General features: G+C 68.4%; 21 protein-coding genes. 13 read left to right on the top strand and 8 right to left on the bottom strand.

Annotated features, from left to right (window positions below; all coding sequences use genetic code 11):
- Nucleotides 1-126: 126 nt before the first annotated feature.
- Nucleotides 127-303 (bottom strand): hypothetical protein, encoded by a 177-nt coding sequence (locus FHR33_RS26985; protein ID WP_183653220.1) that lies wholly within the window; start codon nt 301-303, stop codon nt 127-129.
- A 77-nt stretch (nt 304-380) separates the two neighbouring features.
- On the opposite strand from FHR33_RS26985, the gene FHR33_RS26980 reads away from it, so the two are divergent.
- Nucleotides 381-1,124, top strand: coding sequence for a deoxyribonuclease IV (locus tag FHR33_RS26980; protein ID WP_183653217.1), 744 nt, complete (start codon nt 381-383; stop codon nt 1,122-1,124).
- 34 nt (nt 1,125-1,158) lie between these two features.
- On the opposite strand, the gene FHR33_RS26975 is transcribed toward FHR33_RS26980, so the two are convergent.
- From FHR33_RS26975 to FHR33_RS26960, 4 genes are all read right to left on the bottom strand, one after another.
- Nucleotides 1,159-2,235, bottom strand: coding sequence for a mannosyltransferase family protein (locus tag FHR33_RS26975; protein ID WP_246452102.1), 1,077 nt, complete (start codon nt 2,233-2,235; stop codon nt 1,159-1,161).
- On the bottom strand, nt 2,235-3,563 hold the full coding sequence (locus FHR33_RS26970) for a glycosyltransferase family 87 protein (protein ID WP_183653214.1): 1,329 nt from the start codon (nt 3,561-3,563) through the stop codon (nt 2,235-2,237). Before FHR33_RS26970 ends, FHR33_RS26975 begins: the two co-directional genes overlap by 1 nt.
- A complete protein-coding gene (locus FHR33_RS26965; RefSeq protein ID WP_183653211.1) occupies nt 3,560-6,172 on the bottom strand; it encodes a transglycosylase domain-containing protein in 2,613 nt (870 codons plus the stop codon). The genes FHR33_RS26970 and FHR33_RS26965 overlap by 4 nt, the downstream gene beginning before the upstream one ends.
- Nucleotides 6,173-6,313: 141 nt before the next feature.
- On the bottom strand, nt 6,314-6,700 hold the full coding sequence (locus FHR33_RS26960; RefSeq protein ID WP_183653208.1) for a DUF5318 family protein: 387 nt from the start codon (nt 6,698-6,700) through the stop codon (nt 6,314-6,316).
- A 133-nt stretch (nt 6,701-6,833) separates the two neighbouring features.
- Between FHR33_RS26960 and FHR33_RS26955 the strand changes: the two genes are divergently transcribed.
- Both FHR33_RS26955 and FHR33_RS26950 read left to right on the top strand, forming a co-directional pair.
- Nucleotides 6,834-7,406, top strand: coding sequence for a PadR family transcriptional regulator (locus tag FHR33_RS26955; RefSeq protein WP_183653205.1), 573 nt, complete (start codon nt 6,834-6,836; stop codon nt 7,404-7,406).
- Nucleotides 7,407-7,418: 12 nt separating this feature from the next.
- Nucleotides 7,419-8,498 carry an inositol-3-phosphate synthase gene (locus tag FHR33_RS26950; protein WP_183653202.1) on the top strand — a complete coding sequence of 360 codons (1,080 nt, stop codon included), beginning with the start codon at nt 7,419-7,421 and terminating at the stop codon, nt 8,496-8,498.
- A gap of 311 nt (nt 8,499-8,809) precedes the next feature.
- Here the strand turns inward: FHR33_RS26950 and idi are convergent, their stop codons facing one another.
- Nucleotides 8,810-9,394 carry an isopentenyl-diphosphate Delta-isomerase gene (idi, locus tag FHR33_RS26945; RefSeq protein ID WP_183653200.1) on the bottom strand — a complete coding sequence of 195 codons (585 nt, stop codon included), beginning with the start codon at nt 9,392-9,394 and terminating at the stop codon, nt 8,810-8,812.
- A gap of 117 nt (nt 9,395-9,511) precedes the next feature.
- On the opposite strand from idi, the gene FHR33_RS26940 reads away from it, so the two are divergent.
- Nucleotides 9,512-10,807, top strand: a complete 1,296-nt coding sequence (locus FHR33_RS26940) for an MFS transporter (protein ID WP_183653196.1) — start codon at nt 9,512-9,514, stop codon at nt 10,805-10,807.
- On the opposite strand, the gene FHR33_RS26935 is transcribed toward FHR33_RS26940, so the two are convergent.
- Nucleotides 10,767-12,197, bottom strand: a complete 1,431-nt coding sequence (locus FHR33_RS26935; RefSeq protein ID WP_183653193.1) for a CCA tRNA nucleotidyltransferase — start codon at nt 12,195-12,197, stop codon at nt 10,767-10,769. The two genes, FHR33_RS26940 and FHR33_RS26935, sit on opposite strands and share 41 nt — an antisense overlap.
- 81 nt (nt 12,198-12,278) lie before the next feature.
- On the opposite strand from FHR33_RS26935, the gene FHR33_RS26930 reads away from it, so the two are divergent.
- The 8 genes from FHR33_RS26930 to trxA all read left to right on the top strand — a co-directional run bounded on the left by FHR33_RS26930 (nt 12,279) and on the right by trxA (nt 21,110).
- Nucleotides 12,279-12,788, top strand: coding sequence for a YbaK/EbsC family protein (locus tag FHR33_RS26930; protein WP_183653191.1), 510 nt, complete (start codon nt 12,279-12,281; stop codon nt 12,786-12,788).
- A 47-nt stretch (nt 12,789-12,835) separates the two neighbouring features.
- On the top strand, nt 12,836-14,932 hold the full coding sequence (locus tag FHR33_RS26925; protein WP_183653188.1) for a DUF6049 family protein: 2,097 nt from the start codon (nt 12,836-12,838) through the stop codon (nt 14,930-14,932).
- On the top strand, nt 14,929-16,536 hold the full coding sequence (gene murJ, locus FHR33_RS26920) for a murein biosynthesis integral membrane protein MurJ (RefSeq protein WP_246452100.1): 1,608 nt from the start codon (nt 14,929-14,931) through the stop codon (nt 16,534-16,536). The genes FHR33_RS26925 and murJ overlap by 4 nt, the downstream gene beginning before the upstream one ends.
- 130 nt (nt 16,537-16,666) lie before the next feature.
- Nucleotides 16,667-18,157, top strand: coding sequence for a protein kinase family protein (locus FHR33_RS26915; protein WP_183653186.1), 1,491 nt, complete (start codon nt 16,667-16,669; stop codon nt 18,155-18,157).
- A gap of 5 nt (nt 18,158-18,162) precedes the next feature.
- Entirely contained in the window at nt 18,163-18,774 is a 612-nt protein-coding gene (gene sigM / locus FHR33_RS26910; RefSeq protein ID WP_376773230.1) for an RNA polymerase sigma factor SigM, read from the top strand.
- Entirely contained in the window at nt 18,764-19,711 is a 948-nt protein-coding gene (locus tag FHR33_RS26905; RefSeq protein ID WP_183653183.1) for a zf-HC2 domain-containing protein, read from the top strand. The genes sigM and FHR33_RS26905 overlap by 11 nt, the downstream gene beginning before the upstream one ends.
- A 137-nt stretch (nt 19,712-19,848) precedes the next feature.
- A complete protein-coding gene (gene trxB / locus FHR33_RS26900) occupies nt 19,849-20,781 on the top strand; it encodes a thioredoxin-disulfide reductase (RefSeq protein WP_183653180.1) in 933 nt (310 codons plus the stop codon).
- Nucleotides 20,782-20,795: 14 nt separating this feature from the next.
- On the top strand, nt 20,796-21,110 hold the full coding sequence (gene trxA / locus FHR33_RS26895) for a thioredoxin (protein WP_312895737.1): 315 nt from the start codon (nt 20,796-20,798) through the stop codon (nt 21,108-21,110).
- 111 nt (nt 21,111-21,221) lie between these two features.
- On the opposite strand, the gene FHR33_RS26890 is transcribed toward trxA, so the two are convergent.
- Nucleotides 21,222-21,839 carry a GNAT family N-acetyltransferase gene (locus tag FHR33_RS26890; protein WP_183653177.1) on the bottom strand — a complete coding sequence of 206 codons (618 nt, stop codon included), beginning with the start codon at nt 21,837-21,839 and terminating at the stop codon, nt 21,222-21,224.
- A 259-nt stretch (nt 21,840-22,098) separates the two neighbouring features.
- Between FHR33_RS26890 and FHR33_RS26885 the strand changes: the two genes are divergently transcribed.
- The gene (locus tag FHR33_RS26885) at nt 22,099-23,331 is read left to right on the top strand and encodes an aminotransferase-like domain-containing protein (protein WP_221242084.1); all 1,233 of its coding nucleotides are present in this window, start codon (nt 22,099-22,101) and stop codon (nt 23,329-23,331) included.
- Nucleotides 23,332-23,984: the final 653 nt, after the last annotated feature.

The raw sequence follows: 23,984 nt of genomic DNA, 5'->3' as shown, positions 1-23,984 counted from the left end.
GGGCTCCTCTGTCGTTCTGGACCACGACATGGATACGGGAGCCCGATGTCCGCTAGCTAGAGAGGAAACGAACGTCTTCTGAAGCTTTTTGTGTGTAAGTGAGGATTATGAGCGTTTATGAGCGTTCTAGCCTACGTGGAGGTCTCCGCCGAGGAGGATGACGAACCACAGGAAGGTGGCGAGCAGCGCTTCGGCCACGTCCTTGAGCAGGGCGGGGGTGATGTAGTCGTAGATCCAGGCCACGTAGAGGCCGACCAGGATGTAGATCAGGAACAGGAAGCTACCTATGCGATAGCGAGACATCTCTCGCGCTCCTATCGTCGGGGGGCTGCGCCTCGACTGCCCTTTTGCGTGCCCGGCAAACGGATACTGTGGATCGCATGGTGCGCATCGGAGCTCATGTCGATCAGGACGATCCCGCCGCCCACGCGGCCGACCGCGACGCGGAGATCGTGCAGTTCTTCCTCGGCGACCCGCAGGGCTACAAGGCCCCCGTCCTGCCGGACAAGCCCGTCGAGGGCGTCGACGTCTACATCCACGCGCCCTACCTCATCAACGTGGCCACCACCAACAACCGCATCAGGATTCCCAGCCGCAAGCTGCTGGAGCAGCACCTCAAGGCGGCCGCGAGCCTCGGCGCCAAGGGCCTGATCGTCCACGGCGGCCACCTCAACAAGGACGAGGACCCGCAGATCGGCTTCGACAACTGGCGCAAGGTGTTCGAGCGGATGGACTGCCCCATCCCCGTCCTGATCGAGAACACCGCAGGCGGCGACAACGCCGTGGCCCGCAGGCTCGACAGGATCGCCAGGCTGTGGGACGCGCTCGACGGGTTCGACGTGGGGTTCTGCCTCGACACCTGCCACGCCCACGCGGGCGGCGAGGAGCTCGTGGACGTCGTCGACAGGGTCAAGGCCATCACCGGCCGCATCGACCTGGTCCACTGCAACGACTCGCGCGACGCCTTCGACTCGGGCGCCGACCGGCACGCCAACCTGGGCCAGGGCCAGATCGACTCCGAGCTGATCCTCGAGGTGTGCCGCAGGGCGGGCGCGCCGATCATCGTGGAGACGCCATTCGCAGGTCAAGCCGATGACATCGCCTTCCTCAGGAAGAATCTCTAAGGGAAATACACAGCCTGTGGATAACTTCCATGGATTACTTCGCGGCGAAAGTGGGTAAAGATCTCAGCCGGCCCAGGCGCCGGTGAGGAAGCGCAGGGCGTTCAGCACCATCAGCGGGCCGAGAAGCAGGCCGTACCCGATGATCCATCGAGCGGGCAGCCTGGCGATCAGCACCCACAGCGGGAACCACAGCAGCAGCGAGCGCGGCACGGACAGGTAGTAGGCCGAGGTCAGCAGCGCGCCCGCCTGCAGCCCGCAGTAGACGAACTCGCTCCACCTGCGCGTGGCCAGCAGCCAGACCAGGACGGCGACGGCCACCACCGCCCCCGCGATCTCCATCCTGAAGGCGACGGCGGACTCCCCCGCGGTCATCGCCGAGTCCCACGTCGTCTGCCAGGGCCCGCCACGGCCAGACCAGCTCCCTGCCCCAGCCCGCCTCCTGGGCGTGCTTCCACGCCAGCCAGTCGCCGGTGAGACCGCGCAGGTACCAGGAGTAGGCGATCAGCGGCACGAACGGGATGACCAGCCACGGTAGGTCCCGTTTGTGGGGCCTGCTGAACGCGAACTCCACGATCAGCGCGACCGCCAGGAACAGGCCGGTGATGCGGATGCTCGACGCCCCGGCCGCCAGCAGGACGGCCAGCGGCCACTGCCTCCTTCGGGCGGCCAGCCACGCGGGGATGGCGAACGCCAGGAAGAGGGACTCGCTGTAGCCCGCGGCGAGGAAGACCGCGGTGGGGAACAGCACCATCGCCACGACCGCCAGCTCGCCCGAGCCGCCCTCGAACTCGGCCAGCCTGGCCAGCGCCACCGCCGCCGCCCCGCCCGCCACCAGCGAGATGAGCAGCCCGCACAGCGCCCAGTCGTCCACCACCAGATGGACGAGCCTGAGCACGGCGGGCATCCCCGGGAAGAACGCGGGGAGCCCTGGATCGCGCGCCTGCGCGGGATCGCCCCTGTAGCCGTACTGGGCGATGGTGACGAACAGGCTGGCGTCCCACTGCTTCCACCTGGACAGGTAGTCGCGCCCGCCGACCAGCCACGGCACGGCCATCAGGCTGACGAGCAGGAGCCCCAGGCGAGAGCCGGTCCAGACGCCCAGAGCCCGCATCAGGCGAGGGAGAACCTGTCGGGTGCCCGGTCGAAGACGCCGCCACCCTGGTCGTCGATGCCCGCCTGCCGTACGACGTCCTTGTCGGGACGGAGGATGTCGCGCACCACGAAGGCCATCATGATCAGGATCGTGATGACGCGGCCCCAGACGGCGGTGAAGTAGACGTCGTCACCGATGCCCAGATGCCTGCTCGACTCGTCCTGGTAGAGCAGGTAGAGCCAGATCGCGAAGAAGTACCAGACCTCGGCGACCTGCCAGAGCGCCAGCGGCTTCCAGTTGGGCCTGGCCAGCACGGCGAACGGCACCAGCCACAGCACGAACTGCGGCGACCACACCTTGTTCGTCATCATGAACGCCGCCAGCGCCAGGAAGCAGATCTGCGCCAGGCGTGGCCGCCGCGGTGCGAGCATCGTCAGCACCGCGATGCCCAGGCAGAGCAGCCCAAGCGAGAGCATGCCGAGCAGACTCGGGTCCATGGTGCCGAGGATCGGCCAGCCCTTGCGCTCGAAGAACAGCCACGGCGAGCCCCAGTCGATGCCGCGCTCCTGGGAGAAGACGTAGAAGCGGCGCCAGCCGTCCCATGCCAGCAGCATGAACGGCACGTTGACGACGAGCCACGCGGCCGCGGCCGCGGCCATCGAGACCAGGAACGAGCGCCACTTCCAGGTGCGCAGGGCGAGCAGGAACAGCGCGCCCACGAACATCAGCGGGTAGAACTTCGTGGCGATGGCCAGGCCGAGCAGCACGCCCGCGGCCACCTGACGCCCCCGCGACCACGCCAGCAGGAAGCCCATGGACAGCGCGCCCGCGACGAGGTCCCAGTTGACGTAGGCGGCGAGGATCACGGCCGGGGCCAGCGCGTACCACAGCGCGTCCCACCGGCGTGAGGGCCCCGCGACCGCGGCCATCAGCAGCACCCCCACCACCAGGCAGAGCCCGAGCAGGACCACGGTGATGTCGTAGAAGTAGACGGCCTGCGCCGCCGCGGCCCTGTCCAGGGCGGCCGGACCCGCCTCGAGGGGCGGCGCCAGCCCGCGCGCTATCCAGGCGATGACCTGCATGACCTCGCCGAGCACGACCGGGTACTCCACCTGCTTGTCGAACGGCACGTCGGCGAAGTAGGGGTTCTCCGTGACCAGCTTCCGGTCGAAGTAGAGCGGATAGATGTCGGTGTAGCAGAAGTTCGCGTACGTCTGGATGGAGTTGTTCCAGCCACCCGTCCTGCAGGGCAGCTTCCACACGTAGGCGAGAACCGCCCCCAGGGCCGCGAACAACCCCAGGGGCAGGTACGGCACCAGCCGTGCCGTCAGCAAGGGCCGCGTCATTCCTGGTCGCGCCTGGCGGGGTCGGCCATGGGGTCGGGAACGACGGAGCCGCCGCCCATCGGGTCCTCCTCCTGGCCGACGTCACCGAGCCTGTCGGCGTCGGTGGTGCCGTCCTCGGGCAGCCCGTCGCTGTCGCTGTCGCCCTCGCCGCAGCCGAGCACGCCGCAGTCGGTGTCGTCGTTGCCCCACGGATCCTCGGGCGTGCCGAACGGGTTGCTCGGCGTCGGCTTCGGGGTGGGCGTGGGCTTGGTGACGATGTTCTCGGGCTGGCCGATGCTCGCCTTGGTCGGGAACTGCTCGATCTCCTTGCCCTCGTGCGCGGCGAGCATGAACGCGCGCCACACCTCGGTGGGCGGACCCGCGCCCTCGAAGCCCAGGCTCACCTCGTAGGCCGTGGTGTAGGGCTTCTGCATGGAGTACTTGGAGTTCTTCTTGCCGTCGGACCACGGGCAGTTGGAGTGCTGGGGCGGGACGACCTTGCCCGACTTCGTCCTGCACTCCTCGCGGTAGAAGCCGACCGCGGTGGAGATCTGCGGGGTGTAGCCGACGAACCAGGCTTCCTTCTCGTCGTTGTTGGTGCCCGTCTTGCCCGCGGCGGGCCTGGAGCCCAGGCCCTTTCCGGCGGCGGTGCCGTTCTTCAGCACCGCCTGCATCGCGACGGTGGCGTCGGCTGCGGCCTCGGCCGAGATCACCTTGCGGGGCGTCTGCCTCTCGCGCACGACCGGAGTCTTGTCGGCGGTGTCGACCTTCTGGATCACGTGGTAGTCGATGTGCTTGCCGCCGTTGGCGAAGATCGAGTATCCCGCCGCCTGCTCGACGGGCGACACCAGGGCGGAGCCGATCGAGAAGCCGTAGGTGTGGTCCTTGATGTCCTGTTCCATCCGCTTCTCGCCGAGACCGGCCTCCACGGCGATCCGCTTGACGTCCTCGAGCTGGCCGGGGAGCTTGTAGGCCATGGAGACGTAGGCGGTGTTGACGGAGTCGGCGGTGGCCTTCACGACGTCGACGGCGGGGCCCACGTTGTGGCTGTTGCGGTAGCCGCCGGGCTGCTGGCCGGGGATCACCTTGGGCACGGTCTCGTTGCCGGGGACGTAGCTGTTGAGGCTGTAGCCGGCGTCGAGCCAGGCGGCGAGCACGTACGGCTTGAAGGCGGAGGCCGCCTGCTTGTAGGACTTGAAGGCGTCGTTCCAGGGGTCGGTCAGGTAGTTGCTGCCGCCGTAGAAGGCGAGGACCCGGCCCGTCTTGTTGTCAACGGCGGCCAGACCCGCGTGGTACTCCTTGGACATTCTCTTCAGGACGCCCTCGGCCGCGACCTTGGCGTCCTTCATGAGCTTTCTGTCGAACGTCGTGGTGATCCTGTAACCACTGCGCTCGACCTCGTCGCTGGAGATCTGGTACTTCTCCTTCAGCTCCGCCAGGGCCGCCTCGACCATGTATCCCTTGACCCCGGCGAGCTCGTTCTTCTTGCTGGCGGCATCGACCTGGGGGTACTTGGCCGTCGTGGGCAGGCTGGCGTACTTCTGCGGGAACTGCTGGGCCATGTAGTCGATGACCGTCTTCCAGCGGTGTTTGAGCCTCGGGTCGTTGATCTCCCAGTTGGGCTGCTGGATGCGGGCCGCCAGATAGGCCGCCTCCGCGGGTGTGACGTTGCTGGCCTTCTTGCCCTTGCCGAAGTATGCCTCGGCTGCCGCCTCGATGCCGTAGGCACGTCCGAAGTTGACGGTGTTGAGGTAGTTCTGAAGGATCTGCTCCTTCGAGAGCTCCTTGTTCAGCTTGACCGCGACGAAGATCTCCTTGATCTTCCGCTCGATGGTCTGCTCCTGGCTGAGGCCTTGGTAGTAGTTCCGGGCCATCTGCTGGGTGATGGTGGAGGCGCCCTGGAGCTGCTGGCCCGTCGCGGTGCTCCACACCGAGCGCGCCATGCCGGAGAGCGAGATGCCGGCGTCCTCGTAGAAGGTCTTGTTCTCGATCGCGACCGTGGCGTCCTTCACAGCGTCGTTGATGTCGCTGATGTCGACGTTCCTGCGGGGCGTTCCCCAGCGGGCGATCTCGGTCTTGCCGTCGTTGTAGTAGATGATGCTTTCCTGAGCCGTCGCCTCCACCTGCGCCGCCGTGGGCAGGGGGGTGTTGGCGTAGCCGACCCAGATCATGGCGAAGACGCCGGCCGCGACCACGACCATGCCCGCCATGACGATCTTCCAGTTCGGGATGAACCGTTTCCAGCCGCGGCTGCCCTTGCCTTCACCACCGCCGCCGCCACCACCGCCGCGGCCCGGGCCCTCGGGGCCGCGCGGTCCGCGTCCCCCACGGGAGCGGCGAGGGGCGGGGCCGCCCGCCATGGTCTCCTCCATGGCGCGGCTGCGGGTGGCCGGGCCACCGGTAGGGTACTGCGCGGTCTGCTGAGGCGGCATCTGCTGCGGGCCCGACGGCTGCCGCCCGGGCTGCGGCCCTGACGGGCCCTGCGGACCCGAGGGGCCCTGCCTGCCGGGCGATCGCTGAGGACCTGAGGGGGCCGGCGGCTGCGCGTCCATGGCCCCGGTCTGCTCGTAGGCGGCCTCGGGACGGCGGGCGGTGCCCCAGCCGGTTTGCGGCGGCTGCGAGGCGGGCACAGAACTCGAGCGACGGCGCCTTCCCTGGCGAGCCGTCCCCTCGGGGCGCGGTGTGCGTCCGTTCGGTTCGGAGCCATAGCTGCTGTTACTCAACACGTCCTCGCATCGTCGTCGTCGTGCACGGCGGGCGCCGTCCTCGGTTCAGGTGGTGCCGACGGTGTCGGGCGGTCCGTTGCCGAGGACGTTGGAGACGGTCAGGTGGTTCCAGGAACAACCTTGACAGACCTCGACCGCGTAGACCCGGAACTCCACGTAATCATGGGCCATCTCGCGGGGCTCTGACGTGGGCTTTGCCCGACCGGCATGTCGCCCCGGGGAATCCCCGTAGACATAGGTCACGTTGGTGACGTTCTTCCTCTCGCACACCGGGCAGGGGCGTTCGGTCGATCCACCGAAGTGCCGGGCGGCGCGAAGGAGACAGGGCTGTGCGTCACAGATCCCCCGGGCGGAAGCACGGCCTGAAGGGCGTGGGCGCAGTGCCGCGCGCTTCGCCAGCCCGTAGTCCACCACCCTCCTCTGTGACCACATGCGCGCCAGACTACGGCTTTTTACCGATTGCTCCCAACCTCTTGGCAAAACCATTAATTGCAGCGATATAGCGCGGCGACGTATCATCGGGATGTATCGACTCGATACATCGACGCGAGAGGGGGCGGTTCCATTGGCCAGCGGGCAGGGCAGAGTCCTGGAACTGGCCGTGCTCGGGTCGCTGCACGAAACCCCGCTCCACGGCTATGAGCTGCGCAAACGGCTCAACGCCCTGCTGGGTATGTTCAGGGCCTTCTCCTACGGCTCGCTCTACCCGTGCCTGAAGTCGCTGCTCGAGCAGGGGCTCATCGCGGAGGAGCACCCCACCGCGGTCACGGGGCGATCGAAGATCGTCTACAAGCTCACCGCGGAGGGCAAGGAGCGGCTGCAGGAGTTGCTGACCCAGGCGGGCCCTTCCGCGTGGGAGGACGAGAGCTTCGGCGTCCACTTCGCCTTCTTCCGCCACACAGAGGCCGAGGTACGGCTGCGCATCCTCGAAGGACGTCGCAGCCGGCTGGAAGAACGACTCGACGGCGTCCGCACCGCGCTCGCCCGAACGAGGGAGCGGCTCGACAGCTACACGCTCGAGCTGCAGCGTCATGGTCTGGAGTCGGTGGAACGCGAGGTGCGTTGGCTGAACGAGCTGATCGCCACAGAACGCAGGGCGTCGCAAGAGCCCGCGAAAGATATGTCATCAGATGAGTAAGGAGCGAGTGCGATGGGTTCGGTACGCGTAGCCGTTGTCGGTGTCGGCAACTGCGCGACGTCGCTGATTCAGGGCGTTCACTACTACAAGGACGCCGACCCGGACACACGAGTGCCGGGTCTGATGCACGTCAAGTTCGGTGAGTACCACGTCGGCGACATCGAGTTCGTCGCCGCCTTCGACGTGGACGCCAAGAAGGTCGGGCGCGACCTGTCCGAGGCGATCGTGGCGAGCGAGAACAACACGATCAAGATCACGGATGTGCCGCCGACCGGTGTCATCGTCCAGCGCGGGCACACCTTCGACGGTCTCGGCGAGTACTACCGCGAGATCATCGAGGAGTCCGACGAGCAGCCGGTGGACGTCGTCCAGGTTCTGAAGGACGCGAAGGTGGACGTCCTGGTCTCCTACCTGCCTGTGGGCTCGGAGGAGGCGGACCGCTTCTACGCGCAGTGCGCGATCGACGCGAAGGTCGGCTTCGTCAACGCGCTTCCCGTGTTCATCGCCTCCGACCCCGAGTGGGCGGCGAAGTTCGAGGAGGCCGGCGTCCCGATCGTCGGTGACGACATCAAGTCGCAGGTCGGCGCCACGATCACGCACCGCGTCATGGCCAAGCTGTTCGAGGACCGCGGGGTCGAGCTGCTGCGCACGTACCAGCTCAACTTCGGCGGCAACATGGACTTCATGAACATGCTGGAGCGCAAGCGCCTCCAGTCCAAGAAGGTGTCCAAGACCCAGTCGGTCACCTCGCAGATCCCGCACGAGATGGCCAAGGCCGACGTGCACATCGGCCCTTCCGACCACGTGCCGTGGCTGGACGACCGCAAGTGGGCCTACGTCCGCCTCGAGGGCCGCTCCTTCGGCGACACCCCGCTGAACCTGGAGTACAAGCTCGAGGTCTGGGACTCGCCGAACTCGGCCGGCATCATCATCGACGCCGTGCGCGCCGCGAAGATCGCGATGGACCGTGGGATCGCAGGACCGATCCTGTCGGCTTCGTCCTACTTCATGAAGTCGCCGCCGGAGCAGTACTCCGACGACGAGGCGCGCGACTACGTCGAGAAGTTCATCCGCGGCGAGGTCTCTCGATAGACATCCCGTACGGCACGCCGGCGTAAGCGCCGACGTCTCCCGGTGGTCGAGGTCCCTCTCCGTGCGCTACTCCAGCGGCACGGGGTGCTCTCTCCAACGGCGAGACGTCGGCGTTCGTCCATGGTGTGAACCACCCAGGGGCCGACGTCTCGCCGTGACGGGCCCCGCCACGCCGGCTCGAGGAGCGTTTCCCTGGAGGGACGCCCGCCCCGCGCCTGGGGTGGCGCTCTGGTCGGCGTGCCGTACAGGGGGCTCGGAAGAACGCGCGCGTCGCCGACGGACCCACAGGCGCGGCAAGAAGCCGGGAGCGGTCAGCCGCGGGCGGCAGGCGGCAGGTCGGCGACGGGGGCCGACGGCCACGTGAGCGGGTCGGCGCCGAGGTCGTCGAGGAGCGGCACCTGGTCGCGGCACCACGGCGAGATGGCGAGCAGGCCCGACATCACGCCCGAGGTGAACTCCTTCCACGGCATCCACAGCACCTCCCCCACCTCGTCGGGGTTCGGCCTGGCGGCGGCCGTGGTCAGCACCCGGTAGACCGGGCAGAGCTCGTGCTCCACGATGCCGTTGCCCATCACCGCCCGGTAGGAGAAGCGCGGCAGCACCAGGTCGACGCTCTCCACGACCAGGCCGAGCTCGTAGGACAGCCTGCGCAGCACGGCGTCGCCGAGCGGCTCGCCCGGCAGCGGGTGGCCGCAGCAGCTGTTGGTCCACACGTCCGGCCAGGTGATCTTGTGGGAGGCCCGCCTGGACAGCAGCACCCGCCCGTTCTGGTCGAAGACATAGCTCGAGAACGCCAGGTGGAGAGGGGTGTCCGGGCCGTGCACCGACGTCTTGGGCGCCGTGCCGATCGCGTTTCCCTCGCTGTCGACCAGCACCACGTGTTCGTCAGAGGTCACAGAACGTAGCGTACGTGATCATGACGTATCCCTGGAACACTTTTGCCTACCTGTCACACCAGCTATCTCAGGGTTGACCCCGATGTTCGGACCGTGGACGGCGGCTAGGCTGACGTCGTGTCTTATGCCGCCGATCTCCGCACGGTCCTGAAGGGGCGCGACTTCAGACGGTTGTTCTCCACCCGGCTGGTCTCGCAGTTCTCCGACGGGATCTTCCAGTTCGGCGTCGTGGGTTTCGCCTTCTTCAGCCCCGAGAAGCAGACGACCGCGCTCCAGGTGGCGATCGGCCTGGCGGTGCTGCTGCTGCCGTACAGCGTCCTCGGCCCCTTCGTCGGCGTCTTCATCGACAGATGGTCGCGCCGGCAGATCCTCGTCGTCGCGCCGATCGTGCGCGGCGCCCTGCTGCTGGTCGCGGCGACCTTCGTGGCCACGGGCCTGCCCGACGAGTTCTTCTACGCGGTCGCGCTCGCCGTCCTCGGCGTCAACAGGTTCTTCCTCGCCTCCCTCGGCGCCTCGCTCCCCCATGTCGTGCCGCGCGACCAGCTCATGATGGCCAACGCCGTCACTCCCACCTCCGGCACGGTCGTCACCTTCGTCGGCGTCGGGTTCGGCATGCTGCTGCGCTCGGTGTTCGGCAGCGAGGCGGCCGGCACCGCGCTGCTGCTGGCCACGTCGGGCGTGGTGTTCGGGCTGAGCGCGCTGATCGCCCGCACGATGCACCGCGACCTGCTCGGCCCCTCCTACGACCCCGACCGCCCACAGGCCCGCGAGGCCATGCGCAACGTGGTCACCGGGCTCGCCGACGGCGCCAGGCACCTGATCCACCACCGCGCCGCCGCGGCCGCGATGGGCGCGATGGCGACCCACCGCTTCATGTACGGCTTGGCGACGGCGATGGGGATCATCCTCTACCGCTACTACTTCACCAACGGCGACGCCGAGGCCGCGCTGTCGGGCGTCAGCGTCGTGGTGGCGACCTCCGCCGTCGGCTACGGCCTCGCGGTGATCATCACCCCGTGGGCCACCGACCGCTTCACCATCGAGCGCTGGGTGCCGATCATGCTGGTCACGGCCGGCGTGCTGACCGCGATCCTGGTCATCCCCTTCCAGCCGTGGGGGCTGTGGATCGCCGGCTTCGTGCTCGGCGTGACCGGCCAGAGCGTCAAGATCTGCGCTGACACCAGCGTCCAGCGCGATGTCGAGGACGCCTACCTCGGCAGGGCCTTCTCCATCTACGACATGCTGTTCAACGGCATGTACGTGCTGGCGGCGGCGCTGGCCGCGGCGATCCTGCCCGCCAACGGCAAGTCGCTGGTAGCCGTCGCGATCATCACGATCGGCTACCTGCTCGGCGCGGTGGTCTACCGGATGGTCACGCCGACTCGCGTGACCACGCCAGCAGAGCCTCAGTAGCGGCGTCCTTGCCGATGAGGCCCTTGTCGAGGCGCAGCTCCAGCAGGAACTTGTAGGCCTTGCCGATCACGGGCCCCGGGCCGACGCCGAGGATCCGCTGGATCTCGTTGCCGTCGAGCTCGGGCCTGATCTTGGCCAGCTCCTCCTCGTCGGCCAGCCTGGAGATGCGCTCCTCGAGCTGGTCGTAGGTGCGGGAGAGCGCCTGCGCCTTGCGCTTGTTGCGGGTGGTGCAGTCGGCCCTGGTCAGCTTGTGCAGCCGGTCGAGCAGCGGCCCCGCGTCGCGCACGTAGCGGCGCACCGCGCTGTCGGTCCACTCGCCGGTGCCGTAGCCGTGGAAGCGCAGGTGCAGCTCGACCAGGCGGGCGACGTCGGAGACGACGTCCTTGGGGAACTTCAGCTCAGACATGCGCTTCTTTGTCATCTGCGCGCCGACCACCTCGTGGTGGTGGAAGGAGACCCTGCCGCCCTCCTCGTGGCGGCGCGTCTTCGGCTTGCCCACGTCGTGCATGAGCGAGGCCCAGCGCAGGATGCGGTCGGGCTTGCCGTCCTCCTCCTGGGCGATGGCCTGCTCCAGCACGATCAGCGTGTGCTCGTAGACGTCCTTGTGCCGGTGGTGCTCGTCGATCTCCAGCCTGAGCTTGGGCAGCTCGGGCAGGACGTGGGCGGCCAGGCCCGTGTCGACGAGCAGGCGCAGGCCCTCACGCGGGTGCGCGCCGCAGATCAGCTTGTCGAGCTCGTCGCGGATCCGCTCGGCCGAGACGATCTCGATGCGCTCGGCCATCGCGGTCATCGCGGCGATCGCCTCAGGAGCGACCGTGAAGCCCAGCTGCGAGGCGAAGCGCGCGGCGCGCAGCATGCGCAGCGGATCGTCGTCGAAGGACTGCTCGGGCGTGCCCGGCGTGCGCAGCAACCCCGCCGCCAGGTCGCGCATGCCGCCGTAGGGATCGACGAACTCGTGGGTGGGCAGCCGCACCGCCATCGCGTTGACCGCGAAGTCTCGGCGCTCCAGGTCGGCCTCGAGGGTCTCGCCGTACATGACCTCGGGCTTGCGCGACTTGGGGTCGTAGGACTCGCTGCGGTAGGTGGTGATCTCCAGCAGCCAGCCGCCCTTGCGCACGCCGACGGTGCCAAAGTCGATGCCGATCGTCCAGACCGAGTCGGCCCAGTCTCTGACCAGCTCCAGCACCCTTTCGGGCCTGGCTTCGGTGGTCAGGTCGAGGTCGTTGCCGATACGGCCCAGCAGGATGTCGCGCACCGACCCGCCCACCAGGGCTAGCTCGTGCCCTCGAGCGGCGAACAGCTCGCCGAGCTCGTTCGCCACTGGCGCGATCTTGCGGGAGATCTCAATTGAGTCGGACAAGCTGCATAGGTCCTTCTGATTGCGGAACATATCCCCCGAGCCACACAGGGTCCGGGTTACCGTCGGTCAGAGACCGTCGGGGGCCCATGGAACGAGGCTAGGAGCTCATCTATGAAGGACGCCCTCGCGATCCACCGCTGGCTCCTCGCACACCAGGTCCATCATGAGATCGTACGCCTTCCGCGCCCCATGAAGTGCGCGGAGGAACTGCCCGCGACGATCGGCGCCGAGCCCGAGCGGTGCGTGGCGGTGACGGTGTTCGAGGCACGCGCCAGACTGGGCCGCGAGGTGGTCGCCTTCGTCTCCACCGTCGCCCACCCGCCCTCTCCTGGCCAGGTCGGCAGGCTGCTCAGGGTCAGGAGCGTACGGCCGGCCCCCGCCTTCGTGGTCAACGCCACCACCGACTACGCGGCGGGGCTCGTCTCCCCGCTGCTGCTCCCCCGCGACCTTCCCCTCCTCGTCGACGACCGGCTCACAGGCGACGAAGGCTTCCTTTTCACCCCCACGGGCGAGCGCCGTACCGCGCTGCGTCTGCACTCGCTCGACCTGCTGCGATCCCTGCCCAGCAGGACCATCGAACTCCCCGCAGAAGCCCGGGAGGCGGTCGCGGTCCGGCACTGAGCCCGTACCATGGCGGGCGTGCGTCGAACTCCTCCTCGGGCAGACGCGTGATCCGTAAGGCCACGCTCCTCTCCGTCCTCATCGCCGCGTTGCTCACCCCCTCGGTCGTGACGACGGCGAGCACGGCTGCCGCCGCGCCTGTCAACGCGCAGCAGGCGAAGCTGACCCTCGAGTCGATCACGCCGGACGTGCCGAGCCGGCTCACCGACGAGATCAAGGTCTCCGGCAAGGTCACCAACGCCGGCACGACGCCCATGGGCCCGGTGGTCATCAGGCTGTGGCTCCCCAGGCAGCCGTTCGCCGACAGGGCGGCCATGGAGGCCTACCTCGCGGGCGGTCCCGTCGCCGAGTACGCCTCGCTCACCTCCACGATCACCATTCCCTCGCTCGCGGCGGGAGGGTCGGCGCCTTTCGAACTGGTCACGACGCCCGCGGCGCTCACGGTGAGGCGGTTCGGCGTCTACCCGCTGGGCGTGGAGGTGCTGAACAACTGGCAGCCGGTCACCAAGGTGCGCACCTTCCTGACCTACGCGCCGCCGACCACTCCCCCGATCCCGAAGACCAAGGTGGCGTTCGCGCTGCCGATCATCGATCAGCCGCACCGCAGCGACGACTCCATCTTCATCGACGAGACCCTGCGCACCTCGCTGCTCGGCAACGGCCGCCTCGCCGACCTGCTGCGCATCGCCCAGTCCAAGCCCAAGAACGCCACCTGGTTCGTCGATCCCGCGCTGCTCGACGACGTGCTGGCGATGACCAGGGCGCACGAGGTGCGTCCCAAGTCGGGCGACAAGACCCACCGCCCCGCCGACGCCAGCGCGCGCCAGTGGCTCGACCAGCTGCGCACGGCGCTGGCCGGTCAGAAGGTGGTGGCCACGCCGTACGCCGACCCCGACGTGGCGGCCCTGGCCCACCAGGGGCTCGACGGGATGACCGACAAGGCCGTCACGATCGCGAGCTCCACCGCCAGGGAGCTGCTCAAGCAGGACGTGCCCACCTCGATCGCCTGGCCTGTCGCGGGCAAGATCGACGACGACGGGCTCGACCTGCTCACGGTCAGCAAGGTGTCGACCGTCCTGCTCAACGCCGACAACCTGCCGCCCGACCCTCCCGTGACCACCACCCCCGACGCCGCGGCGACGATCAACAGCGTCTCGGGTCCCGTCACCGCCCTGCTGGCCGAGCCAGGGCTCAGCCGTACGCTCGAGCTCGAACCAGGGGTGGCCGGCTCCTCCACGCTGCAGAAGCAGCGGTTCGTGGCGGAGAGCGCCCTCATCGCCGCCGAGCCCGGCGTCACGACGCCCCGCTCGCTGGTGGTGGCGCCCGCGCGGCGCTGGAACCCCAACCCCACGCACGTCATGAACCTGCTGAAGACCGCGGAAGGGCTGCCCTGGCTCACCAGCGTCCCGCTCGACTCGATCAAGCCGGGCAAGGCCGCCACCCCGCGTTCGGGCCTGATCTACACCGACGATGACCGCAAGGCCGAGCTGAGCAAGAAATACCTCGACTCGGTCAGGCGGGTGGCGGGCAAGGCGCAGCTGACCTCCTCGATCACCGCCGATCTCCGGCCCTCCGACTTCGACAGGGCGGTGCTGCGCCTGACCTCCTCCGCGTGGCGCACCAAGACCGGCACGGGCAGCAGGGAGGTCAAGCAGGTCGACCAGGCCGTCGAGGACGATCTCGGCCTTGTCACCATCACCGGCGCGGCGGCCGACTGGACACGGGAACTGGCCGGTGAAGAGGGTCAGATCCCGATCAGCGTGAAGAACCAGCGGAAGGAGACGATCTCCCTGACGGTGGACGTCTCCCCCAACGACCCCGACGTGCTGACGATCGTCAGCGACGGCAAGCCCAAGCGGCTCGACATCGACCCTGGGCAGAGCGGCACGATCCAGGTCAAGATGCGATCGAAGACCAGCGGCGACTCCACGGTGACGGTCCGGCTGCGCACGCTGGACGGCAAGGCCTACGACGCACCGCGGAAGCTCACGATCAGGACGACCGGCTACACGGGAATCGCCCTGGTGATCATCGGGGCGGCGCTGTCCGTCATGCTGGCCGCGGTGGTGATGCGCATCCTGCGGCGCAGGTCGCAGCGGCGGCTGGCGAGGACGGCGAAGGTTAGGGAGAACGAGCGCGTATGAGCCGAATGCTGCGGGCAAGCGCGATCATGGCCGCGGGCACGATGGTGTCCAGGGTCACGGGTTTCGTGCGCACGATCATCCTGGCCGCCGCGATCGGCACCGGTCTGATGGGCGACGCCTACCAGGCCGCCTACACCATCCCCTACAGCATCCTCGACCTGCTGATCCTCGGCGTGCTCAGCAGCGTGGTGGTGCCGATGATCGTGCGGGCCCAGCAGCAGGACCCCGACGGCGGCAGGGCCTACGAGCAGCGCCTGCTCACCATCGCGACGGTCGCCCTCACCGTCGTGGCGGTGCTCGCGGTGCTGGCCGCCCCACTGCTGATCGATCTGTACACCAACTGGCGGCCAGGCTCGCGGGAGTTCGACGTCGCGGTCTCCCTGGCCAGGTTCATCCTGCCGCAGCTGGCCTTCTTCGGGGTCGGCGCGATCGCCGGCGCGATCCTCAACACGCGCGACAGGTTCGCCGCCCCGATGTGGGCGCCGGTTCTCAACAACCTGGTCGTCATCGGCGTGCTGCTGGCCTACATCGTCGTCAGCGCGGGCCGCGGCGACATCTCCAAGGTCACCACCTCCGAACTCGCGCTGCTCGGCCTCGGCACGACGGCGGGAATCGTCGCCCAGGCCCTCGTGCTCATCGTGGCGCTCAAGCGGGCGGGCTTCTCCTTCAGGCTCCGCTTCGACGTGCGCAACGCCAGGCTCGGCGAGATGGGGAGGGCGGGCATCTGGACGATCGGCTACGTGGTGGTCACACAGCTCGGCCTCGTCCTCACCACGAACCTGGCCACCGCGGCGGGAGCGGCGGTCAAGGATCACGGCCTCACGCCGTACAACTTCGCGTTCCAGCTGTTCCAGCTGCCCTACGGCATCATCGGCGTCTCCGTCATCACCGCCATGCTGCCCAGGATGAGCAGGGCCGTGGGCGAGGGCAGGCTCGACGACGTCCGCTCCGAGTTCGGCTCAGGGGTACGGCTGGTCACCTCCGTCATGGTGCCGATCTCGTTGCTGCTCATGGTGCTCGGCCCTGCGATCACCGTGCTGATCTTCGGGCACGGCGCCTCGTCTCCGGAGAACGCCGTCTACATCGGCAACGTGCTGCAGGTCTTCGGCCTGGCGCTGGTGCCGTTCTCGATCTTCCAGCTGCTGCTGCGCGTCTTCTACAGCTTCGGCGACACCCGCACCCCCGTCTTCGTCGGCGCGGGCACGACCGCGGTCAACGCGGTGCTCATGCTGGTGGCCTACTACACGCTGCCCGCCGCGTACGTGGTCATGGGGCTGGCCTTCGCCTACGCGGTGGCTTACGCCCTGGGCGCAATCGTGGCCTGGACGCTGGCCAGCCGCCGGGTGCAGGGTCTCGGTGGTTGGGCCGTGGGCTCGGCGCTGACCAGGATGTACATCGCCGCGCTGCCCACGGCGGTCGTGGCTCTGGGGGCCGTCTGGGGGGTCCAGGAGCTGTTCGGGGCCCTGAGCCTGGTCAACTCACTGATCATTCTGGCCGTCGGCGGCGGGCTCGGCGGAGCCCTGTATCTGCTCGTCGCCCACAGGATGCGTATCCCGGAGGTCACCTCGATCGTTGGAATGGTGGCCGGGCGGGTAGGCCGTTAAGGAACCCGGTGGGAACTGGCGCGGCACTAGCATGGTGCACTAGAGGCGGCGAATGGAGCAGGAGGGGCGTGGGCGGATCCACCCGGCATAGCGAACCTGCGTGGCCTTCGGCCGCGTGGGTGATCGAAGCATGAGCGCCTCCACCGTGGAACCAGGCACCCGCCTCGCCCAGCGCTTCAGGCTCGAGGACCGCGTCAGCGAGTCCGAGGGCGCCACCCTGTGGAAGGCGATCGACGAGATCCTCGCGCGCCCTGTCGCGGTGCACACCTTCGATCCCGACTTCCCGCGCGTCACCGAGGTCGTCACCGCCGCGCGCGCGGCGAGCAGGCTCACCGACCCGCGCCTGACCCAGGTCTTCGACGCGGCCGAGGACGACGGGCTCGCCTACGTGGTGAGTGAGTGGGTCACCGGCGAGTCCCTCTCCGACCTGCTGGCCGGCGGGCCCCTCGAGCCCGAGCGCGCCGCCGTCCTGGTGGCCGAGGCCGCGGAGGCGCTGGCCCACGCGCACGAGCACAACCTCCACCACCTGTGCCTGCGCCCCGGCAAGCTCGTCTGGACCACCGGCAACACGGTCAAGGTGCTCGGGGTCGCCGTCGACGCCGCGCTGGAGGGGCTCACCACCGACGATCCCGCGCTCGACGACGCCGAGGGCCTGGGCCGCCTGCTCTACGCGGGCCTGACAGGACACTGGCCTGGCGACGAGGAGGAGGGCGGCCTGCCCGCCGCCCCGATGAGCGACGGCCACTTCTGCACGCCCCGCCAGGTGACCGCGGGTGTGCCCGGCTACCTCGACACCATCACCTGCAGGGCCGTGCTGCCCGAGTCGCGTAAGAGCCACAGCGCGCTGTCCACCCCAGGGCAGGTGGCCGAGGCGCTCGCCGACGTGGCGAGGCCGCTGACGATCCAGTACACGCCGCCGCCTTCGCCACCGCCCGCCCCCGCCGTCGTCTCCCGCTCCGAGGGTCTCGACACCCAGCAGCGGACGTACGTCTCCCAACCTCTTCCCCCCAAGCAGCCCAGCACCCTCAACAGGGTGCTGATGACGTTCGTGGTCCTTTTGGTGATCGCCGCGGTCGGCGTCGGCGCCTGGACTCTCGGCCGAAAGCTCGGCAATCCCGCGCCTCCCGAGGCCGCGCAGAGCCAGCCGCCCCCTTCGGCGACCGCCGAGCCGCAGATCGTCAAGCCGTCGAACGCCACGGGCTTCGACCCTCTCGGCGACGATGGAGCCGAACATCCCGAGCTGGCCGACGACGCCGTCGACGGCAAGCCCGACACCTTCTGGCACACCACCAACTACAACAACGCGACCCTCGGCAACCTCAAGCCCGGTGTGGGGCTGCTGCTCGACATGGGGAAGCCGACCAAGATCGCCGACGTGATCGCGACGCTGTCCAGCGCCTCAGGGGCCAGCGTCGAGCTCAAGGTGGGAGACTCCCCCGACCTGTCCTCTCTCAAGACGGTGGCCAAGCAGAAGGACGCGTCGGGAAAGGTCACCCTGACGCCGGACGAGGCCGCAACCGGTCAGTACGTTTTGATCTGGTTTACTCGTCTTCCTGCGGATGCCGGGAAGTTTCGTGGCACCATCTATGACGTAGTGGTGTATTCCCCCGGAACGGCATAAACCTTGTGAATTCCCCACCTGAGCCACTCTCTGACGCCGAGCTGCTCACCCGGCACCTCGACGGGGATCAGCATGCGTTCAGTGAAATAGTCAAGAGGCACCGCGACCGCATGTGGGCGGTCGCCCTGCGCACGCTGGGCGACCCCGACGAGGCGGCTGATGCCGTACAGGACGCGTTCGTCTCCGCTTACAGGAAGGCGCACAGCTTTCGCGGCGAGGCGGCCGTCACGACCTGGCTGCACCGCATCGTGGTCAACGCCTGCCTCGACAGGATGCGCCGCAAGTCGGTCAGGCCCGTCGCCGACGACGAGCTCATCGAGGCGGCCGAGCGTGACACGCCCATGCCCGACCAGACCGGCGAGCGCGAGGTCTCCATGGAGGTTTCGGCCGCCCTCAAAATGCTTCCAGCCGACCAGAGGGCGGCGCTCGTCCTCGTGGACATGATGGGCTATTCCGTCGAAGACGCAGCTCAAGTGCTGTCCGTGCCCAGTGGCACCGTGAAGAGCCGCTGTGCACGGGGTCGCGCGAAACTTGCCCCGATTCTTTCGCATCTGCGGAACCGAACAGACCTGACCCGCGTCTCATCCGCGAAGGGAGCAGAACTTCGTGACGGGTGACACGCACTACGATCTGGAGATCTTGGCCGAGCTGGCCGAGGGTCTCCTGGACGCTGCCACGGCCGAACAGGTCCGCGAGCATCTCGCGGTTTGCGACCCCTGTGGGGAGCTCCTGGCGGACCTGGCCGCGGTTCGCGAGGTGCTCGCGGCGACTCCCACACCGGCCATGCCGATGGGTGTCGCGATGCGGATCGACCAGGCCCTTGCTCGTGAGGCCGCAGGTGGAGGTCTCGACCTCCTCGACGGTCCTGACTGGGAGGAACTGACCAGACAGACCCCCGAGCCCGTACGGCTCGGCACGGCCGCCGACGACGGCGACCTCGTCCCTGCCTACTCTTCGGGACGCGCCGCCTCGGGACACGGCTACTCCGGACACGGCGCCTCGGGGCACAGCGGTTCAGGGCGACGCCCAGGCGCGCGGCGACCAGCAGGGCAGCGACCTCCTGCGCAGCGTTCTCCTGGACGGCGCAGATGGGGGATGCCGCTGGTGGCGGCGGCCGCGGCAGCGGTCGTGGTCGGCGCCGCGGGCCTCTCGACCGGCCTGCTGGCGGACGGATCCGATCCGTCGCCAGGCAGAAGCCTGCTGGCCCAGCCCCAGCCCTCGGCGTCGCAGCCGGCGCTGAGCTACATGGTGACCGACACCGACTACAACTGGAGCTCCCAGGACCTCAAGCAGCCGCTGAGCACCTTCCTGGGTGCGGCTCCAGGCTCCAAGGACGCCGGCGGTGTCGATCCCAAGGTGTCGGCGTGTGTCGAGCGGGTGGCCGCCCGGAGCAAGCTCAGGCCGTTCACGGTGGACCAGAGCGAGTTCAACGGCCAGGAGGCACTGATCATCGCCTCGTGGAAGGACAAGACCGCGCTGCGGGTCAGGGTCGATGTGGTCGACCCGTTCAAGTGCAAGAACATCGTCAAGCCCACACTGGGCAACTGGAAGTAGATCCCCTTTCCGACGCGAGGAGCCCGCCCTGTGCGGGCTCCTTTCGTTTGCCCCTGGCGATGTGGGTAGGGCTGGGAATCACGGACGCCTAGGATCTGTTGACGCCACTGGCAAACAGCGAAGGAAGGCGTGGAGCGTTGAGCGACGTCCGAAATGTGATCATCATCGGTTCGGGCCCCGCGGGGTACACCTCGGCCGTCTACTCCGCCCGCGCCGAACTCAAGCCGCTGGTGTTCGAGGGTTCGGTCACCGCGGGTGGAGCCCTGATGAACACCACCGACGTGGAGAACTTCCCTGGGTTCCCCGACGGCATCATGGGCCCCGACCTCATGGACAACCTGCGCAAGCAGGCCGAGAGGTTCGGCGCCGAGCTGGTGGCCGACGACGTGGTCGAGGTCGACCTCGAAGCCAATCCCAAGGTGGTCAAGACCCACACCGACACCTACTACGCCAAGTCGGTCATCCTCGCGATGGGCTCCGGCTATCGCGAGCTGGGCCTGGTCAACGAGAAGCGCCTGTCAGGACACGGCGTCTCGTGGTGCGCGACGTGTGACGGGTTCTTCTTCCGCAACAAGGACATCGTCGTGGTCGGCGGCGGCGACACCGCCATGGAGGAGGCGACCTTCCTCACCCGCTTCGCGCGCATGGTGACGGTCGTCCACCGCCGTGACGAGCTGCGCGCCAGCAAGATCATGCAGGAGCGGGCCTTCGCCAACGAGAAGATCCGCTTCGTCTGGGACTCCGAGGTCGTCGACGTCCTCGGCGACGACAAGGTGACCGCCGTCCAACTGCGCAACCTCAAGACGGGCGAGGAGTGCGAGCTGGCCGCCGACGGGCTGTTCATCGCCATCGGCCACGACCCGCGCACCGACCTGGTCAAGGGCCAGATCGAACTCGACGACGACGGATACATCAAGGTCGCCGCGCCCACCACCGCGACCAACATCCCCGGTGTGTTCGCCGCCGGCGACGTCGTCGACCACACCTACCGGCAGGCCATCACCGCCGCGGGCACGGGATGCTCGGCGTCACTCGACTCCGAGCGCTGGCTCGCAAGCAACGAGAACTAACGAAGGAGCCCACTGTGAAGGCAGTCACCGACGCCTCGTTCGAGGCGGACGTCCTCAAGAACGACAAGCCTGTCCTTGTCGACTTTTGGGCCGAGTGGTGCGGCCCGTGCCGCCAGGTCGCCCCGATCCTCGAGGAGATCTCGAAGGAGTACGGGGACAAGCTGGAGATCGTCAAGCTCAACATCGACGAGAACCCCAACGTCCCTCGCGACTACGGTGTGCTCCAGATCCCGACGATGAACGTCTACAAGGGCGGCGAGGTCGTCAAGCAGATCATCGGCGCCAAGCCGAAGGCCATGCTGCTGCGCGAGCTCGACGGCATCATCTAGCCCGACCCGCTGCACCGGGCCCCGGGGGTTCGCCCCTCGGGGCCTTTCGGCTGTACGGCGTCGGCCGATGCCGCACAGGATGCGCCGGGGCTCGCGGAGCCCCCAGATCGCTCAGACGGGGCGCAGGGCGCGTTCGGGACTCATGGATCCCAGGAGCCGCTCCAGCGCCACCTCGACGTCTTCACGCCACGACACGGCGCTCTTGAGCTCCAGCCTGAGCCGGGGGAAGCGCAGATGCGGCCGAACCGTCTTGAATCCCACGGAAAGCAGGTATTCGGCGGGCACCACGCAGCTCGGCTCCTCCCACTTCAGGTCGCCGAAGGCCTCGATCGCCCGCACACCGCGCCTGGTGAGGTCCTTGGCCACGCCCTGGATGAGCATCCGGCCCAGCCCGCCGCCGGAGAACTCGGGGATGATGTGCGCGGTCATCAGCAGGACCGCGTCGGCGCTGACCGGCGAGGTGGGGAAGGCCACCGAGCGGGGCGTGTAGAGCGGCGGGCTGTACAGCACGAACCCGGCGGGCACACCGTCGACATAAACGATCTTCCCGCAGCTCCCCCACTCGAGCAGGGTGGACGAGATCCAGGCCTCCTTCTCCAGCCCTGGATCACCCGTCTTGACGGCTCTCTCGCCGCTCACGGGGTCGAGCTCCCAGAAGACGCACTGCCGGCACCGTCGCGGCAGATCGTCGAGGTTGTCCAGAGTGACGTTGGCCAGCCGACGCGACAACTATTGCCCCAATCGTTGCTGTGCGGAAAAGCGCGCGAATACCGCGTCCCCAGCTGGCATCGTAACTCAGGGACGAAGTCGGCAGCGGACTGTCCCGGTCGCGGCCGGGTCAACGCTCTGACGTACTCTGGTATCTCGGTTCAATGCCACACCTAGGAGGTGGACCGTGACAGAAGAGACGGATCACGGTCGGACGCCCGCGACCCAAGGGTCGCGTATCGACGCCTACGTCGATCGGTACGCCGCGCGAGCTACCGGGATGGTCGCCTCCGAGATCCGAGCTCTCTTCGCCGTCGCGTCGAGGCCCGAGGTGGTCTCGCTCGCCGGCGGCATGCCGTACGTCACGGCCCTTCCCCTCGATGTCGTGGGCGAGCTGGTGTCCGATCTGGTCGCCCGCCGCGGTCCCGTGGCCCTGCAGTACGGCTCGGCGCAGGGAGACCCGCACCTACGTGAGCAGATCTGCGAGGTCATGCGCATGGAGGGCATCGACGCCAGCCCTGACGACGTCGTCGCCACCGTCGGCTCCCAGCAGGCGCTCGACCTGATCACGCGGATCTTCATCGATCCGGGCGACGTGGTGCTCGCCGAGGGCCCCTCGTACGTCGGCGCCCTCGGAACATTCGCCGCATACCAGGCCAAAGTGGTCCATATCGCTATGGACGATCAGGGCCTCATCCCCGAGTCGCTCGCGCAGACCATCTACGCGCTGCGCGCCGCGGGCAGCCGCATCAAGTTCCTCTACACGATCCCGACGTTCCACAACCCCGGCGGCGTCACCCTGAACGTCGCCCGCCGCCAGCAGGTCCTCGACATCTGCCAGCGCGCCGGGATCCTGATCGTCGAGGACAACCCGTACGGCCTGCTCGGCTTCGACGGCGATCCCATGCGGGCGCTGCGCGCCGACAACTCCGACGGCGTGGTCTACCTGGGCTCGTTCTCCAAGACGCTGGCCCCGGGGTTCCGCGTCGGCTGGGCGCTCGCTCCCCACGCCATCCGCGACAAGCTCGTGCTCGCCATGGAGTCGGCCGTGCTGTCGCACTCGACCTTCACGCAGCTGGCCGTCGGCCAGTACCTCGCCACGCAGCCGTGGCGGGAGCAGATCAAGGCCTTCCGCGAGCTCTACAGGGAGCGCCGGGACGCGATGCTCAGCTCCCTCGAGGCCCTGATGCCGCCGGGCGTCACATGGACGCGTCCTGGCGGCGGGTTCTTCGTGTGGGCGTCCCTGCCCGAGGGGCTCGACTCCAAGGCGATCCTGCCGCGGGCGGTGGCCGAGCGGGTGGCGTTCGTTCCCGGCACCGGGTTCTTCTCGGACGGCAGCGGCGCCAGGCACATGCGGCTGTCGTTCTGCTTCCCCGAGCCTGACCGGATCCGCGAAGGGGTGCGGAGGCTGGCGGGGGTGATCGAGCAGGAGGTCCAACTGCGCGACACGTTCGGGACGGGGTCGATCCTGGGGCACCACGGGCTGGACACACCTGGGCCCGATCTGGCCTGAGAGCCATCGAAAACGTGAGCACGTCCGCTGCGGGCGTGCTCACGTTTTTTTGTGTGAGAGCGATTCTGCGGGGCGGGGGTTTTCGGGGGGCGGCGGGTGGGAGCCGGCGAAGAGCGCTCCTGAAACCCGATTTCCGCCCTTCTTCGCCGCCACCGCCCTGACCGCCGCCGGCTCCCCGCCCCAAGGTTCTCCGCATCCCTGGGTCATCGCCACCGTCTCAGCCATCTCTCGCCCCCACGGTTTCCTCGCACCCGCACCGCCGGGCCGCCGTCTCTTCGCCCCGTCTCTTCGCCCCGTGCTCCCAGGGTCCCCTGCACCGCGATCGGCCACCGTCTCACCGTCCCTGCGCCCCAGGTTTCCCCGCACCCGGCACCGCCGGGAGGCCATCTCACCGCCCCATGTCTACGCCCCACGGTTTCCTCGCACCCCGCACCGCCGGGGCCGCCGTCTCTTCGCCCCGTCTCTATGCCCCGTGCTCCCAGATCCCCGTCACCGCGATCGGCCACCGCCTCACCGTCGTCCCTGCGTCGTTCGGTTTGCCCGCACCCCCATCAGCCGCCGACCCGCCATCTCACAGCCCCGACTCTTCGCCACTGCCTCACCGTCGTTCCTACGCCCCATGCTTCCCCGCCACGCCGCCGCCGGATTACCGT

The organism is Nonomuraea dietziae, from assembly GCF_014195505.1.
Taxonomy (GTDB): Bacteria; Actinomycetota; Actinomycetes; order Streptosporangiales; family Streptosporangiaceae; genus Nonomuraea; species Nonomuraea roseola.
Note: the sequence above shows the minus strand (reverse complement) of the source record. Positions and strands in the feature narration are given on the sequence as shown.

Bases quoted from the DNA above. Each gene is read 5' to 3' on its own strand.
- FHR33_RS26885 (WP_221242084.1), top strand. From the start codon at position 22,099: ATGGTCGCCTCCGAGATCCGAGCTCTCTTCGCCGTCGCGTCGAGGCCC.
- FHR33_RS26985 (WP_183653220.1), bottom strand. From the start codon at position 303: ATGTCTCGCTATCGCATAGGTAGCTTCCTGTTCCTGATCTACATCCTG.
- FHR33_RS26960 (WP_183653208.1), bottom strand. From the start codon at position 6,700: ATGTGGTCACAGAGGAGGGTGGTGGACTACGGGCTGGCGAAGCGCGCG.
- murJ (WP_246452100.1), top strand. From the start codon at position 14,929: ATGAGCCGAATGCTGCGGGCAAGCGCGATCATGGCCGCGGGCACGATG.
- FHR33_RS26980 (WP_183653217.1), top strand. From the start codon at position 381: ATGGTGCGCATCGGAGCTCATGTCGATCAGGACGATCCCGCCGCCCAC.
- FHR33_RS26915 (WP_183653186.1), top strand. From the start codon at position 16,667: ATGAGCGCCTCCACCGTGGAACCAGGCACCCGCCTCGCCCAGCGCTTC.
- FHR33_RS26950 (WP_183653202.1), top strand. From the start codon at position 7,419: ATGGGTTCGGTACGCGTAGCCGTTGTCGGTGTCGGCAACTGCGCGACG.
- FHR33_RS26975 (WP_246452102.1), bottom strand. From the start codon at position 2,235: ATGCGGGCTCTGGGCGTCTGGACCGGCTCTCGCCTGGGGCTCCTGCTC.
- FHR33_RS26935 (WP_183653193.1), bottom strand. From the start codon at position 12,197: ATGTTCCGCAATCAGAAGGACCTATGCAGCTTGTCCGACTCAATTGAG.
- FHR33_RS26970 (WP_183653214.1), bottom strand. From the start codon at position 3,563: ATGACGCGGCCCTTGCTGACGGCACGGCTGGTGCCGTACCTGCCCCTG.
- FHR33_RS26930 (WP_183653191.1), top strand. From the start codon at position 12,279: ATGAAGGACGCCCTCGCGATCCACCGCTGGCTCCTCGCACACCAGGTC.